Source organism: Kocuria sp. MNB10 (assembly GCF_054073685.1).
Map to the genome: position 1 here is coordinate 68,758 of NZ_CM133411.1, position 16,760 is coordinate 85,517.

15 protein-coding genes and 1 pseudogene are annotated in these 16,760 nt (G+C 68.3%); 5 read left to right on the top strand and 11 right to left on the bottom strand.

Annotation, left to right across the window (positions count from 1 at the left end; all coding sequences use genetic code 11):
- Positions 1-55 precede the first annotated feature (55 nt).
- A complete protein-coding gene (locus tag ACW9PK_RS00295) occupies positions 56-1,234 on the bottom strand; it encodes a site-2 protease family protein (RefSeq protein ID WP_457016201.1) in 1,179 nt (392 codons plus the stop codon).
- 81 nt (positions 1,235-1,315) lie between these two features.
- Here ACW9PK_RS00295 and ACW9PK_RS00300 point away from each other — a divergent pair, with 81 nt between their 5' ends.
- Positions 1,316-2,212 (top strand): PAC2 family protein, encoded by an 897-nt coding sequence (locus ACW9PK_RS00300; protein ID WP_064846984.1) that lies wholly within the window; start codon positions 1,316-1,318, stop codon positions 2,210-2,212.
- 28 nt (positions 2,213-2,240) lie between these two features.
- Here ACW9PK_RS00300 and mshC read toward each other — a convergent pair whose 3' ends face one another.
- The 3 genes from mshC to ACW9PK_RS00315 form a co-directional block, all read right to left on the bottom strand.
- Complete coding sequence (mshC, locus tag ACW9PK_RS00305; RefSeq protein ID WP_457016202.1) at positions 2,241-3,551, bottom strand: cysteine--1-D-myo-inosityl 2-amino-2-deoxy-alpha-D-glucopyranoside ligase; 1,311 nt, start codon at positions 3,549-3,551, stop codon at positions 2,241-2,243.
- A gap of 112 nt (positions 3,552-3,663) precedes the next feature.
- Positions 3,664-4,497 (bottom strand): undecaprenyl-diphosphate phosphatase, encoded by an 834-nt coding sequence (locus tag ACW9PK_RS00310; protein ID WP_131333006.1) that lies wholly within the window; start codon positions 4,495-4,497, stop codon positions 3,664-3,666.
- Positions 4,498-4,621: 124 nt separating this feature from the next.
- On the bottom strand, positions 4,622-5,008 hold the full coding sequence (locus ACW9PK_RS00315) for a primosomal protein (protein ID WP_368844100.1): 387 nt from the start codon (positions 5,006-5,008) through the stop codon (positions 4,622-4,624).
- Between the two features lie 87 nt (positions 5,009-5,095).
- Here ACW9PK_RS00315 and ACW9PK_RS00320 point away from each other — a divergent pair, with 87 nt between their 5' ends.
- Positions 5,096-5,293, top strand: a complete 198-nt coding sequence (locus ACW9PK_RS00320; RefSeq protein ID WP_094067061.1) for a DUF5703 family protein — start codon at positions 5,096-5,098, stop codon at positions 5,291-5,293.
- 13 nt (positions 5,294-5,306) lie between these two features.
- Here the strand turns inward: ACW9PK_RS00320 and ACW9PK_RS00325 are convergent, their stop codons facing one another.
- Both ACW9PK_RS00325 and ACW9PK_RS00330 read right to left on the bottom strand, forming a co-directional pair.
- Positions 5,307-6,491 (bottom strand): acyl-CoA dehydrogenase family protein, encoded by a 1,185-nt coding sequence (locus tag ACW9PK_RS00325; protein ID WP_457016203.1) that lies wholly within the window; start codon positions 6,489-6,491, stop codon positions 5,307-5,309.
- Between the two features lie 155 nt (positions 6,492-6,646).
- A complete protein-coding gene (locus ACW9PK_RS00330; RefSeq protein WP_457016204.1) occupies positions 6,647-7,966 on the bottom strand; it encodes a M20/M25/M40 family metallo-hydrolase in 1,320 nt (439 codons plus the stop codon).
- Between the two features lie 211 nt (positions 7,967-8,177).
- Here ACW9PK_RS00330 and ACW9PK_RS00335 point away from each other — a divergent pair, with 211 nt between their 5' ends.
- On the top strand, positions 8,178-8,684 hold the full coding sequence (locus ACW9PK_RS00335) for a GNAT family N-acetyltransferase (protein WP_231885618.1): 507 nt from the start codon (positions 8,178-8,180) through the stop codon (positions 8,682-8,684).
- 255 nt (positions 8,685-8,939) lie between these two features.
- Here the strand turns inward: ACW9PK_RS00335 and ACW9PK_RS00340 are convergent, their stop codons facing one another.
- The 5 genes from ACW9PK_RS00340 to ACW9PK_RS00360 all read right to left on the bottom strand — a co-directional run bounded on the left by ACW9PK_RS00340 (position 8,940) and on the right by ACW9PK_RS00360 (position 13,954).
- The gene (locus ACW9PK_RS00340) at positions 8,940-9,386 is read right to left on the bottom strand and encodes a pyridoxamine 5'-phosphate oxidase family protein (protein WP_098055514.1); all 447 of its coding nucleotides are present in this window, start codon (positions 9,384-9,386) and stop codon (positions 8,940-8,942) included.
- A 133-nt stretch (positions 9,387-9,519) separates the two neighbouring features.
- Positions 9,520-10,329, bottom strand: a complete 810-nt coding sequence (locus tag ACW9PK_RS00345; RefSeq protein WP_457016205.1) for an SOS response-associated peptidase — start codon at positions 10,327-10,329, stop codon at positions 9,520-9,522.
- A gap of 31 nt (positions 10,330-10,360) precedes the next feature.
- Positions 10,361-11,083: a biotin/lipoate A/B protein ligase family protein gene (locus ACW9PK_RS00350; protein ID WP_368835237.1), complete on the bottom strand. Its 723-nt coding sequence runs from the start codon at positions 11,081-11,083 to the stop codon at positions 10,361-10,363.
- A gap of 131 nt (positions 11,084-11,214) precedes the next feature.
- A complete protein-coding gene (locus ACW9PK_RS00355) occupies positions 11,215-11,649 on the bottom strand; it encodes a hypothetical protein (RefSeq protein WP_207387829.1) in 435 nt (144 codons plus the stop codon).
- A gap of 808 nt (positions 11,650-12,457) precedes the next feature.
- Complete coding sequence (locus ACW9PK_RS00360) at positions 12,458-13,954, bottom strand: hypothetical protein (protein ID WP_457016206.1); 1,497 nt, start codon at positions 13,952-13,954, stop codon at positions 12,458-12,460.
- 137 nt (positions 13,955-14,091) lie between these two features.
- Between ACW9PK_RS00360 and ACW9PK_RS00365 the strand changes: the two are divergent.
- Together ACW9PK_RS00365 and ACW9PK_RS00370 are read left to right on the top strand one after the other, a co-directional pair.
- Positions 14,092-15,414, top strand: a pseudogene (locus ACW9PK_RS00365) (ISL3 family transposase).
- Between the two features lie 24 nt (positions 15,415-15,438).
- Complete coding sequence (locus ACW9PK_RS00370) at positions 15,439-16,716, top strand: ISL3 family transposase (RefSeq protein WP_457016207.1); 1,278 nt, start codon at positions 15,439-15,441, stop codon at positions 16,714-16,716.
- Positions 16,717-16,760 lie beyond the last annotated feature (44 nt).

A 16,760-nucleotide genomic window follows, 5' to 3' on the forward strand; every position in this document is an offset into this window, starting at 1 on the left:
CCCGATCGGATCACCACGCCCCGCGGCGATGGCCCCCACCGCGCTCATGGAGCGATCAGGCGCGCAGGGCCAAGCGTGCGAGGTCCTCGTGGTGCACCACGCCCGTGACGTGACCGGCGCCGTCCACGACGCACACCCAGGCGCGGCGCCCGGACTCCAGCACGCGGGCCAGTTCGCCGCCGGGGGTGCCCGGGTCCACGGTGGTATCCGCGGGGTGCCATTCGGCTACGTCCCCCACGGCGACGACGCCGCGGTGTGCCAGTGCCACCCGTTCGGCGAGCTCGGGGTCCAGCAGGCCCACGGCGCCGCGGTCACGGACGACAACGTCCGGGGTCCATCCCCGGTAATCGTCTCCCGTGGCGGCCATGACGGTGGCGTCCACGAGGGCCAGGGGCGTAGTCGGGGAGAACTCCATCGCGGGACGCGCGACACCCCCGGCCCGCACGGCGTCGAGCACGCCCAGAACGCGTGCCTGGCGCAGCGCCTGCCCCGCGCCCATGAAGATGAACCCGGCCACGAGCAGCGTGATCACGAGCACCACCGGTTGGCGCCATACCTGCGCCCACAGCAACCACGCGACCGTGAGGATCGCGATCCCGCGCCCGCACCACGCGGCCACGGTCGTGCCCTTGGCCTCCGAGCGGGTCAGTGCCCACACGATCGCCTCCACCACGCGCCCGCCGTCGAGCGGCAGTCCGGGCAGCAGGTTGAACAACCCCAGGATCCAGTTGGCCAGGATCAGCAACTGGACGAGCGCCCACCCCGGGCCCGCGAGGCTGTCCACGGTCACGAAGAGAACACCGGTGCCCAGCGCGGCGAGCACCACGTTGCTCAGCGGTCCGGCCAGGGACACGAGCGCGGTGGGCAGCGGCGTGGTGCGCACGCTGCCGAACGCCGTGTGCCCACCCATGAGGGTCAGCACGATCCGGGTCACTGGCCACCCGGCCGCGCGACCCGCGAGCGCGTGGGCGAGTTCGTGCACCAGCACGCTCAGGGCCAGGCCCACCGCGAAGCCCAGGGCCAGGAGTAGGTTGAGCCAGCCGAGCTCGGGGTACAACCGCCACAGCACGGGCCCGTACATCACCAGGGTCAGCCCCGCGATGAGGAACCACGAACGGTCCAGCAACAGCTCCACGCCCAGCAGCAGACCCAGCCGCACGCCGCGGGGTCGGGGGCCGGCGGGGGCCGGTGCGGCGCGGTCGTCGGAGGGCTGGCGGAACCGGGGAAGGGGCATGCTGAACATGGTAGGTGCGCCCGCCGGTACCGCGCTGGGGATCGGCTCGTGGAACACCCGCATGGGCCGTACAGTGGGACGGTGACCACGTTGGACAATAATTCGGAGCAGCCCGGTATCGGACCTTTCGGGGTCGTGCGTGACGGTGCGGACCAGGAGACCGTCACGGTGCTCATCGCCGCGTTCGAGGGCTGGAACGACGCCGGCGACGCCGCCACGGACACCCTCAAGCTCATCCGCGAGCAGCTCAACGCGAAGGACGTGTTCGAGGTCGCCTCGGACGACTACTACGACTACCAGTACTCCCGTCCCGTGATCCGCCGGCCCCTGACCGGGGAGCAGAAACTGCACTGGCCCACCACGCGGTTGTCCAAGGCGTCGGTGCCCGGGACCAACCTGGACGTCGTGCTGCTGCACGGCTGGGAGCCGTCCTACCGGTGGCGCGCGTTCACCGCCGAACTGCTCGAGCAGGCCGCGGCCCTGGACGTGGACTTCGTGATCATGCTCGGCTCGCTGCTCGCGGACGTCCCCCACACCCGCCCGATCCCCGTGACCCTGACCTCGGACACCGAGGAGCTGCGCGAGGAACTGGACATCGATGCCCCCCAGTACGAGGGACCCACCGGGATCGTGGGGGTGCTCTCCCACATGGCCGCGCTCGCGGGCTTCCCCACGCTGAGCATGTGGGCCGCCGTCCCGCACTACGTGGCGCAGTCGCCCTCCCCCAAGGCGCAGCTCGCGCTCGCGCGCCGCCTCGAGGACCTGCTGGGCATGGCCCTGCCGCTCGAACCCGTGGTCGAGGACGCCGAGGCGTGGGAACGCGGCGTGGACGAGCTCGCCTCCGAGGATCCGGAGGTCGCGGACTACGTGCGCCAGCTCGAGGAGGCCAAGGACACCGTGGACCTCCCGGAGGCCACCGGGGACGCGATCGCCCGCGAGTTCGAGCGTTACCTGCGCCGCCGCGACGACCGCGGCTGACCGCGCGGGTCCGTCGGAGGCGGGGCGCTCAGAGTTCGATGCCGAGCAACGCCTCGACCGTGGCGCGCGCCAGCGCGGCGTCCTCGGCCGACGCCCCCGCACCACGCGCGGCGGCACCGCCCAGGTTGCGCGCGGCCCACGCGTCCACCGCGATCAGTGCCGCGGGAGCGTTGAGGTCCTGACCGAGGGCCGCGCGAACGGCCTCGAGCAGGGAGTCCGCCCCGGCCGTTTCAGGTTTGACGGCGGCCTCACGCCACGTGGCGAGGCGATGCTTCGCCTGCTCGAGCAGGTCGTCCGTCCAGAACCAGTCCGTACGGTAGTGGTTGGCGAGGATCGCCAGGCGGATCGCGGCGGGATCCACTCCCTCCCGGCGCAAGGTCGAGACGAGCACCAGGTTGCCCTTGGACTTGGACATCTTCTCGCCGTCCAGCCCCACCATCGCGGTGTGGACGAAGTGCTCGGCCATGGGCTCACCGGACAGCGCGTACGAGTGGCCTGCGCCCATATCGTGGTGCGGGAACGCGAGGTCCGAGCCTCCGCCCTGCACGGTGAACGGCGCGGGCAGGTACTGCAGCGCGATGACGCTGCACTCGATGTGCCATCCGGGACGGCCCTCACCCAGTGACGCACCGTCCCAGAACGGTTCGCCCTCGCGCTTGACGCGCCACAACAGCGGGTCCAGCGGATCACGCTTGCCCGTGCGCTCGGGGTCGCCGCCGTGATCCGCGAAGAGGGGCAGCATGCGCTTCCGGTCCAGGCGACACGTGGAGCCGATCACCCATGCGTCGGGGTCGTCGGCGCGCAACCGCCCGGCGGCATCGACGTCGAAGTAGACGTCCCCCGCGGGCTCCGAGCGCCCGTCCTGGCCGGTGCCCTCCGGGACGCGGTACGCGAGCCCGCGTTCCACGAGGCGTTCGACGGCGGGCACGATCCACTCGACGGCCTCGGTGGCCCCCACGTAGTGATCGGGGGCCAGCACGTTCAGGGCCGCCATGTCGGTACGGAACAACTCCGTCTGTTCCTCGGCGAGCTCGCGCCAGTCCACGCCGGTGTCGTTCGCCCGCTCGAGCAGGGGGTCGTCCACGTCGGTGACGTTCTGGACGTAGTCCACGGGGAAGCCGGCGTCCCGCCACACCCGGTTGAGCAGGTCGAAGTTCACGTACGTCGCGGCGTGGCCCATGTGCGTGGCGTCGTACGGGGTGATCCCGCACACGTACAGTCCCGCCCGGCCCTCACGCGGTTCCAGCCGTTCGAGCTCCCCCGTGCTTGTGTCGTGCACGAGGGGTGCGGGCGAGGTCCCGGGCAGTTGCGGAACCGGACGGCTGGACCAACGCTTCATGTTCACCTTCGCTTGGACGATTCTTGGACTCCCCCGAACGCAACGGGCGCACCGGGGCCGCTATTCCCTGGTGACCGCGAACGCGCACGTCACGGGTCGAGGGCGGTGCTGATCAGGCGCTGATGAGCCCCGTTCCGAGCATCACGAACAGCGCGGCACCCAGCAGGATGCGGTACCACACGAACAGGTTGTAACTGCGTTCCGAGATGTAGTGCATGAACCACCCGATGATCAGATAACCCACGCCGAACGCGATCAAGGTTGCCACCGCGGTCTGGCCCAGGGAGTAGACCCCGCCGGGTTCGGCGCCGCTGACCGCCTTGTACAGCTGGTACAGGCCGGAGGCGAACACCGCGGGAATGGCCAGCAGGAACGCGTAGCGTGCCGCGGCCGCGCGGGTGTAGCCCATGAGCAGACCCGCGGTGATCGTGCCACCCGAGCGGGAGACACCGGGCACCAGTGCCAGCGCCTGGGCGAAACCGAAGCCCACGGCGTGCTTGACGGTCAGGTCCTCCAGGTGACGTTCCTGCTTGCCCATGTAGTCCGCGATCGCCAGGAACAGACCGAAGACGATCAGCATGGTCGCGGTGATCCACAGCGAGCGGAACTGGGTCTCGATGTAGTCCTGCAGCAACAGACCGAGTACGGCGATGGGCAGTGAACCCAGGATGATGAACCACCCCATGCGGGCGTCCGGGTCCTTGCGGTCCACGCGGCCGCTCAACGACAGCGCCCACTTCGTGATGATGCGCACGATGTCCCGCCAGAAGAAGATGATCACGGCGGTCTCGGTGCCCAGCTGGGTGATCGCGGTGAAGGTGGCCCCGGGGTCCGCCCCGTTGGGCAGGAACTCGCCCACGATCCGCAAATGGGCGGAGGAGGACACCGGCAGGAATTCGGTCAGCCCCTGTACGAGGCCCAGGATTATCGCTTCGATCCAGTTCACGCGACAACTGTACGGCACCCCCTCCGAGGTGCTTCCCGGCCCGTCCTGGGAAGCCGCTGGACACGCACGAAGGCCCCCGCCCGCGGCGGAGGCCTTCGCAGCTCACGTGATCCGATCCCCCGGGTCAGCGCCCGGAACGGCGTCCGTTCGAGGAATCACGGTCCTCGTTCTCGTCGTCGTCATCGTCGTAGTCGTCCTCGTCGATGAGATCCTCGTCCATCATCTCGTTGTCCTCGAGAAGATCGTCGTCATCATCGTCGTCATCGTCATCATCGTCGTCGTAGTCGAGGTCGTCGTCGGAGTCGTCCTCCTCGGCGAAGACGGTGAGCGGGGTAACCTCGTCGTAGGCGTCGTAGAGGGCTTCCTCGTAGGCTTCGAAGGTGTTGGCGATGGCCAGGTAGGCTCCGTCCACCGTGGGATCGTCGTCCGAACGGCGGTTCGCCGCGGCGGCGAGGTGTTCTTCGAGGGCGTTGACGAGCGCTTGCAGCGCGGCGCGGGGATCGGTGCTCATGGTGTAGACGTTAGCCGTTATCGGAGCAGAATGGGAGCAATGAAAGAACAACGTCTGAAGCACAGTTCGGTATCCGGTCACCCCGCCATGACCGGGCGCGACGACCGGTACGAGTACCTCTCGCTCACGGTGGCGCCGCGGGAGAAACCCGCCGAGGCACGCAGCCGGGTGCGGGAACACACCGAGTACGGCAAGTGGGAACTCATGCGCTCGGCGGTGCTCTACGGGGGCCAACGCCGCTATGTACTGCGCCGGCGGATCATGCGGGTGGACCGCACGTTCTGAGCCCGGGATCCGCTCAGGAGGAGACGGGTCCCAGCAGGGATTTCGCCGTGGCCGCGTGGACGGACTCCTCGTCCGAGGGGTGGTACATCCCCGCCAGCACGTCCCGGTAGAGCCGCTCGAGCTCGGAACCGCGCCGGTACTGCGCTCCCCCGGACGCCCGCAGCGCCAGGTCCACCACGGCGCGCGCGGCTTCCGTGGCCCGGTGCTTGACCCCGGAGAACAGGATGAACCACCGCGGCCCGTGCGCCGGCTCCCGGTCCGAGCCCAGGGCGTCCACGTCCGCGCACAACTGCCGCAGTTGCAGTTCCACCCCGTCCCGTAGCACACCGGCCCCGGCCACGTGCCGGCGGATGTCCGGGTCGTCCGAGTACGGGGCGTCCTTGGCCAGGGATCGCCTCGTGGTCGTGATCTCCACGGCCACGTCGATCGCGCGGTCGGCGATCCCCGTGTACACCGCCGCGAGCAGCAGTTCGAAGCACCCGAAGATCCCCCACACCACGGGGTCCGGGTTGGGTGCGGCAGGGGTCCTGGTGAGCACGTCCTCGGTGCGCAGCAGCGCACCGTCCAGCACCGTGGTGCACGACTGCGAGGCCCGCATCCCGAGCGCGTCCCAGTCCTCGCGCACCGTGACCCCCTCCGCCGGGGACTCGTGGTCCTCCCGGGTGAGGAACCCGAAGACGAGGGGTGCGGCGTCGTCGTCCCCGGAGACCCGGGCGTGGACGAGCAGGCGCGTCCAGCGCGGGGACAGGGACGTGAAGATCTTGGTGCCGTGCAGGCGCCAGCCCTCGGCCACGGGCTCGGCGCTCGTGGTCGCGTCGAAGAGGACGGAATCGTTGCCCGCCTCGGAGATCCCGAACGCGAAGACCTCCCCGGCCACGGCGTCGAGGAAGATCCGCTGCGCGCGATCGTCCCCGCGCAGGTGGAGGGTGTGGCCGATCCCCACGATCACGTGGTGCATGTTGATCCCCAGCGCGGTGGCCGGTGCGGCCGTGGCGAGGCGGCGCTGCGCCTGCGCGGCCTGCTCGAGCGTGAAGCCCAGCCCGCCGAACTCGCGCGGGACGAGCATCTGCAGGTAGCCGATCTCGCGCAGCGCATCGAAGTCCTCGGCGAAGAACGCATTGTCGCGGTCGGTCGCGGCGGCGCGGTCTCTGATCTCGGCGAGCAGCTCGTCGGATAGCAGTTCGGTCACGGCGGTCACGGTGGCTCCTTCGGTGGTCGGGCCGGTGGAATGGTGCGGAACGCGGGACGGGCCGGCGTCGCTCGGGTCCGGTCGCGTGGGGCGTGCACGAGGTCGCTAGGACTTGGCAGTACGATGCGGGGCCGACGTCGTTCGGGCCGGCGAGCGCGGGGGGCTCAGTACGTGCGCAGCAAGCGGTCCAGCACACGCGAACCGAACTCGAGCGAGGCCACGGGCACGCGCTCGTCCACGCCGTGGAACATGCCCGTGAAGTCCAGTTCCGGAGGCAGCTGCAGCGGGACGAATCCGTAGCCGGTGATCCCGAGCGTGGCCAGGGACTTGTTGTCGGTGCCCGCGCCGAGCATGTAGGGCAGCACCACGGCGTCGGGGTCCTCGGCCTGCAGCGCGTCCATCATGGCGTCCACCACGTTGCCCGAGAACGGTACCTCCAGCCCGATGTCCTCGAACTCGGCCTCGAAGCGCACCTTGTCACCCGCGAGCTCCTGGAGCTTCTCCATCACCAGATCACGCTGATCCGGCAGGAATCGCACGTCCACGGTGCCCTGCGCGGTCCCGGGGATCACGTTGGTCTTGTACCCGCCGTCGAGCATCGTGGGATTCGAGGTGTTCTGCAGGGTCGCCCCCACGAACCGGGCCACGTCCCCCAGCTCGCGCAACAGCCGCTGCGGGTTCTCCGGATCGAACTCCACGCCGGTCAGCTCGGTGACCTCGTCCAGGAACGCGCGGGTGGTCTTGGTCAGTTCCACGGGCCACGTGTACTGTCCGATGTTCGCCATGGCGCGGGACAGGTGCGTCACGGCGTTGTCCTCGTGCAGCCCGGAGCCGTGCCCGGCCTGGCCCTGTGCGATGAGCTTCAACCACAGCAGACCCTTTTCCGCGGTCTGCAGCAGGTAGGCCCGCTTGCCCCCGATGTTCGCGGAGAACCCCCCCACCTCGCTCAGCGCGTCCGTGACGCCGTCGAAGACCTCGGGGTGTTCGCTCACCATCCACTTGGAGCCGTAGCGCATCCCGGCTTCCTCGTCCGCGAAGAACCCGAAGACGATGTCCCGCTCGGGCACGGTTCCCGTGCGGCGCATGTGGCGCAGCACCGAGAGCATCATGGCGTCCATGTCCTTCATGTCCACCGCGCCGCGGCCCCAGATCATCCCGTCCCGCACCTCCCCCGCGAACGGGTCCACGGACCAGTCCTGCGCCATGGCGGGGACCACGTCCAGGTGACCGTGCACGAGCAGCGCGTCCGCGCTCGGGTCCTTGCCCTCGATGCGCGTGAACACATTGGCCCGCCCGGGCGCGGACTCGAAGTACTGGGCCTCGAGGCCCACCTCGTGGATCAGCTCGGCCACGTACTCCGCGGCCGCACGCTCGCCCTTGGCCTCGCCGCTCGCGTAGTTGCTCGTGTCGAAGCGGATCAACTCGCGGCAGATCCGGGCGGTCTCGCCCTCCGGTGTGGAATCGGTCTGGGGGTTCTCGGTCATGGTTCTCGCTCTCCTCACTACCGGCGGACGGTGGCCTCCGGGCTGCGGTCCCCGCGTGGGACGACGACGCCGCTCGCGCCCACCGCGGTGCCGTGGGCCGGGGCTCGGACGGGCCTGCCCCTCCACCGTAGTACGCCCGTGGAAACCGGGGTCTTCTCGGTTACCCTGAGGGGCAAGAACTACCGTGTGCACCGATGACCCATGGGAGGCCATGATGACTGGAACCATCACGCTGATCGCGCGGACCGAGCTGACCCCCCGGGAGCTCACGGCCACGAGCCGTTCCGTGACGGACGAGGACACCGCCGCGCTCGCCCGGTTGCTCCGGGAGGCCTACGGCTCCGGGACCGTGGGCACGCAGGAGGACGCGGAGACCACGGTCCGGGACGCGTTCCGGGGTGAGTTCGGCCCGTTCTTGCAGGAACAGTCGCAGGTGATCGAGGACGAGGACGGCAACCCCGTGGCCGCGGCCATCGTGCTCGAGCGCCGCGATGACCCGCATCTGCCGGACGTGCCGTACCTGTTCGAACTTTTCACGGCGTCCTCGCACCGCCGCCGCGGCTTGGCGGAGCAGCTCGTGCGCCAGGTCATGACGTCCCTGCACGAGAACGGCTACCACGAGGTGTGCGTGCGGATCCCGGAGGACAACTCCGCGGCCCTCGCGCTCTACCTCACGCTCGACTTCAACCGCTGGATCCCGGAGCAGGACGAACTCTGACGGTGCTGCGGCTGTTCGGGACGCAGCTGCCCGGAACCGAGCCGTCCAAGACCGACCCGCCTAGAACCGAACCGTTCTGAACCGGATGCAAGAGACCCGGATCGCCTGAGGCGACCCGGGTCTCTTGCTGCGGATGGATGCACTGCATGTCGTGGAACGGATCGGCGCCCGCCGAACGCACCGGCGCCCCTCCGTGACGCGCCCGCGCCGTCGTTCGACAGCGAGGGGCGAACCCGTCAGCGTGGCAGCAACCCGTCAGCGCAGCGTGAGCTCGTCGCTGCGCGGCGGGACCTGGGATGCGTCCGTGCGCGTGGCCCAACGCACCGTGATGTCCAGGACCCGCAGGTTCTCGGGATCGTTCGTATCGGTCGCACCCGGGTGCTGTGCCGCGAGCGTCTGACCGGCCGGAGCGGCGTCGGCCCCTTCAAGGACCCTGGCCTCTCCCTCGAGCTGCACCTCGTGCGTGCCGTCGCGCATCACGACCATGGACACGCGCGGGTCGGACGTGATGTTGGAGAACTTCCGGGACTTGGTGTTGGTCCCGAAGACGATGTGTCCGTCGTCCGTGGCAGCCACGTGGACGTACGCGGATTCGGGATATCCCGTGCCGCTGTTGCTCGCGAGCACGCCGGCTCCGGCCGAGCGGACGAAGTCGATCAGCCAGCGCGTGTCATCGGTCAGGGTGTTGCCCAGTTCAACCATGTCTACCCCCGGTTATCGTCGGTGTGTGGTGCGTCGGCGCACCGTCTCCACCATAGGCAGAGGGCCGAGGTCTTGCGGTGCGGCGGGCCGCACCGAGGACATTCACCGGGGTTGTGACACGCCCCGGCTGCGGCTACAGCAAGGTCTGCAGGGGTTCCACCAGGTACTCTCCCTGGGACTTCACCGACCCCACGTCCGTGCTGACGGCATGCATGCGCCACTGCGCGGCGACCTCCAACGCGCCGACCACCGCGCGGTCCACGAGTTCCGGGGCGTGGTCCTTGTCCGGGGTGATCCATTCGCGCGCGAACGCTTCGGTCATGCCCATGGGCAACCGGTTGTGCAGGGCTCCCAGCGCGGCGAGGTGCGAGTTCTCGTCGTGCGCGTCCGGGGCCTCGCGCGTGAGGATCGAACACGAGAGCAACCACCGGCCCGCGTCGTCCTGCGCGTTCTTGCCCGGCCGGGTCTGCTCGGCACGCGCGAGGTCCGCGGCGTCGTCGGGAACGTGCCACCACTCGTAGATCCCGGCGAACCAGATCGGGGAACCGTCCTCGGGGTGCACGAAGTACGGTTGCTTCTTCCCGCGCCCGGACTCCGGGGCCTTCCACTCGTAATAGCCGTCCGCGGGGATCGCGCAGCGCCGGGCTTTGACCGCGGCCCGGAAGGACGGTTTCTCGGTCACAGTCTCCGAGCGGGCGTTGAACATCTTGGACCCGATCGACAGCTCCTTGGCCCACGAGGGCACGAGGCCCCAGCGCGCGGCGTGGATCTCCGGGAGCAGCTGACCGTCCGGTGAGAGCCGCTCGAGCATGATCGGGACCGTGTGCGTGGGAGCCACGTTCCAGTTGGGTTCCACGCCCCCGGCAATCGAGTCGTCGACCTGCGCGTCGAAGGGCAGTGCGAGCTGGCCCGGGGTCCGGGCGATCACATAACGACCGCACATGGTGTTCTCCTCCCGTGACGGGTTGTCGGTCCTACCGCGATCCGCTCACGGGGCCGTACCCCATGTAGGACGAGTACCGGTCGTACACGTTCATGAGCGCGGCCTCGACCTCGGCGACCGTGGTGCCCGGTCGGACGTCCGCGACGCACCCGGCGGTGGCCGGTTCCCACGACACACCCAGGCACGAATACACGTCCTCCAGGACGCTGCGCAACGGCTCGGCTACCTCGATCACGAGCACCGTGGAGAAGTACCACGCCCCGGCCACGACACGCTGCGCGGTACCGGCGAGTTTGACCGGTTGGTTCGGATCCGCCGCTGTCCCCGGTGCGTGCACGCTGTACTCCCCCGCGCAGTACTCCCCCGGGATCTCTCCCACCTGGGCCGGGATCTCGAGTTCCTCGAGCGCTGCGACCACCATGTCCCCGAACAGGCGGTACCGGTCCTGGATACCCGTCTTAGGATCCGGATCCGGTTCCACGTGATCGATGACCAAGCAACCCCCGTGGTACGCGGCCGCACGTCCACCCACGCGGCGCACGAGCGGGGTGAACGCGGCGTCGAGCGCGGCCTGACGGGCCCGGGGGAACCCGGGGTTGAGTTCGTCGCGGCGACCGAAGGCCACCGTGGGCCGCGGTTGATACACGCGCAGCACGGGTTCGGTGGCGCCACCGCGCGCGGCGTCGAGGATGGACAGGGCGCGGCGGTAGTCCTGTTCGGCGCCCAGGGACTCGCGCTGGCGTATGAGTTTCATGCTGGCGCCAACTCTAGTGCAGCGGGGCCCGCTCGGAACCCGGACGCGGCGGCACGGGCGGGTCCGTTCCCCACAACTCCTCGCTCACCCGGCCGGACGTGGCACGCGTTAAGTCGACGACGTGTGGAGCATCACGCCGCGGAGGTGGTCAACCGCGCGGCCGGACGGGGCGGGGTGATGAGCGCAGTGGCCATGCGGCTCTCCTCGGCCGCGGTGACCGGACCGTGAGCGGCGGCAGCTACCATCGCGGTCTTGAGCACGTGGTGGTTCGCGAGCAGATCCGTGGAGTTGCCCAAGGAACGCAGCACCCGCCACGACATGGCCACACCGCCGCGTGAGACGTAGCGATTGACGTAGCGCACGGCGGCGTTCCAACGTTTGCGCTGGTCACGGGTGAGTTCCGCGCCCTCTTCCTGTTCCTGCAGCCACGCACGAGCACCCACGAACACGCGGGACACCAGTTCACGTTCGAACGGTTCCACCGTGCCGGCTCCGCGCATGAGCTGGTTGAGCGTGCCCAGCTCGGCGACCGAGAGCACTGATTTAACGGACGATTTTGCGCGCATCACGTTCAAGCCCCCTACGAAGATCTCCCGTGGCGAGTGCATGACTGTGCAGTTCTTCACGGTTGTCGATCGTGCCCCCACCAACCCGGCGTTCCCCCCGGAACGCCTGAGGGTTGGCGGGAAACCTCTCCCCTTGCGGCTCCAGCCTAGGAACAGCGGCCACGTGATGACAGCCGCACATTGGGGGACGCACCCGCGTGCCACCCGCTCTCCATTCCATGGCCTTGTTTCCCGCACACTCCCACCCAACACGCCCCCGCACCCCCCTTTGCCCCGCGGCGAGCGCACTGCACAACATACGTGCTTCGATACGCACCGAAATCGGGGGTAAAAGTGGTCGTTTCGCGGCACAGATGTTCACCCATCACAGCCCACGCCAGCCCCACCCGCGTGTCACACGCCGCCCCCCACGCCCGCGGATCGCCCACCCAGCACGGCATGCGACGAGGCCCGGGCCCGCATACACCGTGCGGATCCGGGCCTCGGAACGCCCTCCGGGAGGGCGGGCGCTCAGTGACTCAGAAGTCCCAGTCCTCATCAAGTTCCCCGGAATCTTGCGGTTTTTCCGCGGCCAGGCCGGACTCGTGCCCTCTACGTGCCACTCCCCCGCGTCGAACGACCGCAGCAAAGCCGCACATTTCGGAATCCAAGTAGAACCGAGTATATAAGTTTAGGCGGGACGCGGTTATTTCGGAAGCGATTGAACCTACTTCACCTTGAAAGATCCGGTTGATTTCCGGTGTCTGTCGAACGCTGTGGCGAAGGGCAGTGAGCGCCCGCCTTGTGGAACCATCGCCACTAGCCGAGCTTATTCATCCATTTGCTGGAGCCTGACGGCGCCGTGATCCCCTGCGGCGGCGAGTCCGTCAATGATTCGGTGGTAGTGGCTCTGGACCTTACCGTCGATCGCGCCGACGCTACGAAGGTTAGTCAGCCATTCTTCAAGAAGCCAAAGGCGGTTCGCGATGAGGTCGAAGCGGCCGTCGATGATCGTCTCAATCCAGGTCAGCGCGACGGTCGTCTGCCATTCAGGGGTAGTGCCTTTGGCAAACTTAACAACTGCGTCGACAGCTTTAGCCTGCCCGCGCGCAATACGCAGCCAGCGGTCAGGAAGCTCGCCGAGGGCAGCCGGTTGAATCCAAGCCGCGCGGCATCTGGCCAACGTGCCGTCGATGTCTGGGTCTGCCGATCTTGGGCTGGGGGTAGGGAGCAAGGCCGCTACCATGTAGTCGTACCAGTGCCGTTGCGATGGAAGCTCGGTCCCATCCCCAATCGTGTCCAGAGCGATCCTGAGTGCCCAGGACCAGAAGTCCGCCAAATGTGCCCGAAGGCCCTCGTCGTAAGTGAATACCGTCGCGAACCCGTCGAAGAGGAGATGCAGGGCGTTCGAATCTGCTGCGAAGGTCTTGATGTACGACCCGACAATATCGCGGTCGCCATCCAGAGCGACCTTGATCATCCGACGAGCGATGGGCTCGTGCGTGATGTGTGCGTGCTGGTCATACCCTTCTTTCCACCAGTGCGCGAGGCCTCTACGGTGGGCGTCCCATAAGGGGGACCAGAGTGCGGCTATCTCTTTTTGAAGGCAAGGGACGTTGCGGGCGTCGATCATGCAGGCGAGCGGCATGCGTAGCCGATTGACCATTAGGTCGTTGTCGGAAACGAGGAGTAGCGACTCGTGGAATGGTGGCGACAACGGCTCATGCTCCCGCCGTTGTCGATCTCGATTCCATGATCCGAGCCGGCAGTCGATCAAGCCTGCCGTGCCTGCGGCCCACGCCGGGGCGTGCCGACGACAGGAGCTGGTATCTATGTCAAAATCGCACGGTGCACCCCAAACCGGAAGGGCGCCTTTGACGTAGTTTGCTCTTACCTCGTCGAAGACACTGGTCCCAAGGGATCGCAAGCAACTCTCGATCTGCTGCCGGTCCAGCTCCAGGTCGTCGAACGGCGCGAGAAGGAGTAGCGGCACAGACGCGGCCGCTGCTCTGTCTGCACCCATCGAGAACATCGAGCCGCTGTAGTCCATCCCGTCGACCTTGGGGTTCTCGCCAGCCCAGATGATGGCGCCCGCCGCCCACACGAGGTTAGACCGATCTAGGTTGACCAGACCCATGGCTTGACCGTGTACTGCGGCCGCCGCGACTGCAACCAAGGCGTTCTCAGGACTGTAGACATTCTTCGGGACTGTCTCCTCGTCGTTCATCCGACGGGCGACGGCAAGGTCCTCCTCGAGGTACTCAACTGGCCAATTCCCAGGATCGTCGTTGTAACGCCCATAGCGATTCTGGAGCGCATACATCAAGTTGGTCGTCTGAAGCTCCTGGTTGCCGGCTCTTCACAGTTGAGGGTGTGACGGCCATTGACGGGGTGCTGTCGGGGTAGACGTCGAGGTCCCCTGAAGATGGAGGTTCCTACGCCACCCATCCAGAAGACCTCGACTTGCCTGACGCTACCTTCGCGCGCCCCGACCTGACCAAGTTCTGCCGACTCGATGACCTCGGACTCGAAGTCGTCGGCCAGCACCTCGAACCCGACCGTGTAGTTCTGGCCTGTCGTGTTCTCGACGCCGATGACGGCAGCGAGGGCTGGTGCCGACGCTGTGGCTGTCAGGGTGCGCCGCGCGACGCCGTGACCCGCCGGCTGGCCCACGTGCCCTTGGGCTGGCGGCCGACCACGCTGCTGGTGTCGATCCGCCGCTACCGCTGCACTGGTTGCGGACATGTGTGGCGCCAAGACACCAGCCGGGCAGCCGAGCCCCGGGCGAAGCTGACCCGCACCGGCCTGCGGTGGGCACTGGAAGGGATCGTGGTCCAACACCTCACCATCGCTCGGGTCGCCGAGGGTCTCGGGGTCGCGTGGAACACCGCCAACGACGCCGTGCTGGCCGAAGGCAGACGAGTCCTGATCGACGACTAACAACGCTTCGACGGCGTCACCATCCTCGGGGTCGACGAGCACGTGTGGCGCCACACCAGGCGTGGTGACAAGTACGTCACCGTGATCATCGACCTCACCCCGGTACGTGAGGGCACGGGCCCCGCCAGGCTGCTCGACATGGTCGAGGGCCGCTCCAAACAGGCGTTCAAGACCTGGCTCGCCGAGCGCCCCGAAGCGTGGCGCGAGGCGGTCGAGGTCGTCGCGATGGACGGGTTCACCGGCTTCAAGACCGCCGCCGCCGAGGAGGTCCCCGACGCGGTCGCGGTGATGGATCCCTTCCACGTCGTACGCCTGGCCGGTGACGCACTCGACCAGTGCCGCCGCCGGGTCCAGCTCGCCGTCCACGGCCACCGCGGCTACCGAGACGACCCGCTCTACAAGTCCCGTCGCACCTTGCACACCGGTGCCGGCCTGCTCACCGACCGACAGATCGACCGGCTCAACCGGCTGTTCGCCGACGACGCCCATGTCGAGGTCGAAGCGACCTGGGGCATCTACCAGCGCATGGTCGCCGCCTACCGTGAGCCCGACCGCGCCACAGGCAAGAAGCTGATGACCAAGCTCATCGCCGACCTGGGCACCGGCGTTCCGAAGGCGTTGGTCGAGGTCGCGAAGCTCGGCCGGACCCTGAAGAAGCGCGCCGCAGACGTGCTCGCCTACTTCGACCGACCCGGCACCAGCAACGGCCCGACCGAGGCAATCAACGGCCGACTCGAGCACCTGCGCGGCAGCGCACTCGGGTTCAGGAACCTGACCAACTACATCGCCCGCAGTCTGCTCGAGACCGGCGGCTTCAGGCCCCAACTCCTACACCCTCAACTGTGAAGAGCCACCTTCGCCTGCCCTGACTTGACCACCTTCTGCCGTCTCGACGAGCTCGGTCTTGACGTCGTCGGTCAGCGCCTCGAGCCCGAGCAGGCGATCCTGGCCTGCCGGGTCCTGGAACCGGACCAGTGGTGCCGGCGCTGCGGCTGCGAGGGCACGCCCCGCGACACCGTGGTGCGGCGCCTGGCGCACGAGCCGCTGGGCTGGCGACCTACGACGCTGCTGGTCACGGTTCGCCGCTACCGGTGCACCGGGTGCGGACACGTGTGGCGCCAGGACACCACCAAGGCAGCCGAGCCGCGGGCGAGGCTCTCCCGTCGCGGTCTGCGGTGGGCGCTGGAAGGGATCGTGTGCCAGCACCTGACCGTGGCCCGCGTCGCCGAAGGCCTGGGAGTCTCGTGGAACACCGCCAACGACGCCGTGCTGGCCGAGGGCAAGCGGGTGCTCATCGACGACCCCGGCCGGTTCGACGGGGTCAAGGTCATCGGCGTCGACGAGCACGTCTGGCGCCACACCCGCCGCGGCGACAAGTACGTCACCGTCATCATCGACCTCACCCCGGTTCGCGCCGGGACGGGTCCCGCCCGGCTGCTGGACATGGTCGAGGGCCGCTCCAAACAGGCGTTCAAGACATGGTTGGCCGAGCGCGAGAACCCTTGGCGCCAGGGCGTGGAAGTAGTCGCGATGGACGGGTTCAGCGGGTTCAAGACCGCCACCACCGAGGAGCTGCCCGAGGCGACCGCGGTCATGGATCCCTTCCACGTCGTGCGCCTGGCCGGCGATGCCCTGGATCAGTGCCGGCGCCGCGTTCAGCAGGACACCCGTGGCCACCGCGGCCGGGCCGGCGATCCCCTCTACTCGGCTCGCCGGACCCTGCACACCGGAGCGGACCTGCTCACCGACAAGCAGCGGGACCGGCTGGAGAAGCTGTTCACGGCCGACGCCCACGTCGAGGTCGAGGCCACCTGGGGGATCTACCAGAGGATGATCGCCGCCTACCGAGAACCCGACCGGGCCCGAGGCCGAGCGCTGATGCAGCGGCTGATCCACTCCCTCAGCCACGGCGTCCCGGGTGCGTTGAGCGAGGTGATCACGCTCGGCCGGACCCTGACCAAGCGGGCCACCGACGTGCTGGCCTACTTCGATCGTCCTGGTACATCCAACGGCCCGACCGAGGCGATCAACGGCCGGCTCGAACACCTGCGCGGCTCCGCGCTCGGGTTCCGCAACCTCACCAACTACATCGCCAGATCGCTCCTGGAGACCGGCGGGTTCAGGCCGCGACTACACCCTGGATCCTGAAGAGCCGCGAAGGTAGCGTCAGGCACGTCGAGGTCTTCCAGATG

What these genes read in the sequence shown, in the direction of transcription:
- ACW9PK_RS00295 (WP_457016201.1), bottom strand. Translation starts at nt 1,234, where the DNA reads ATGCCCCTTCCCCGGTTCCGCCAGCCCTCCGACGACCGCGCCGCACCG.
- mshC (WP_457016202.1), bottom strand. Translation starts at nt 3,551, where the DNA reads ATGAAGCGTTGGTCCAGCCGTCCGGTTCCGCAACTGCCCGGGACCTCG.
- ACW9PK_RS00315 (WP_368844100.1), bottom strand. Translation starts at nt 5,008, where the DNA reads ATGAGCACCGATCCCCGCGCCGCGCTGCAAGCGCTCGTCAACGCCCTC.
- ACW9PK_RS00320 (WP_094067061.1), top strand. Translation starts at nt 5,096, where the DNA reads ATGACCGGGCGCGACGACCGGTACGAGTACCTCTCGCTCACGGTGGCG.
- ACW9PK_RS00330 (WP_457016204.1), bottom strand. Translation starts at nt 7,966, where the DNA reads ATGACCGAGAACCCCCAGACCGATTCCACACCGGAGGGCGAGACCGCC.
- ACW9PK_RS00335 (WP_231885618.1), top strand. Translation starts at nt 8,178, where the DNA reads ATGATGACTGGAACCATCACGCTGATCGCGCGGACCGAGCTGACCCCC.
- ACW9PK_RS00340 (WP_098055514.1), bottom strand. Translation starts at nt 9,386, where the DNA reads ATGGTTGAACTGGGCAACACCCTGACCGATGACACGCGCTGGCTGATC.
- ACW9PK_RS00345 (WP_457016205.1), bottom strand. Translation starts at nt 10,329, where the DNA reads ATGTGCGGTCGTTATGTGATCGCCCGGACCCCGGGCCAGCTCGCACTG.
- ACW9PK_RS00350 (WP_368835237.1), bottom strand. Translation starts at nt 11,083, where the DNA reads ATGAAACTCATACGCCAGCGCGAGTCCCTGGGCGCCGAACAGGACTAC.
- ACW9PK_RS00355 (WP_207387829.1), bottom strand. Translation starts at nt 11,649, where the DNA reads ATGCGCGCAAAATCGTCCGTTAAATCAGTGCTCTCGGTCGCCGAGCTG.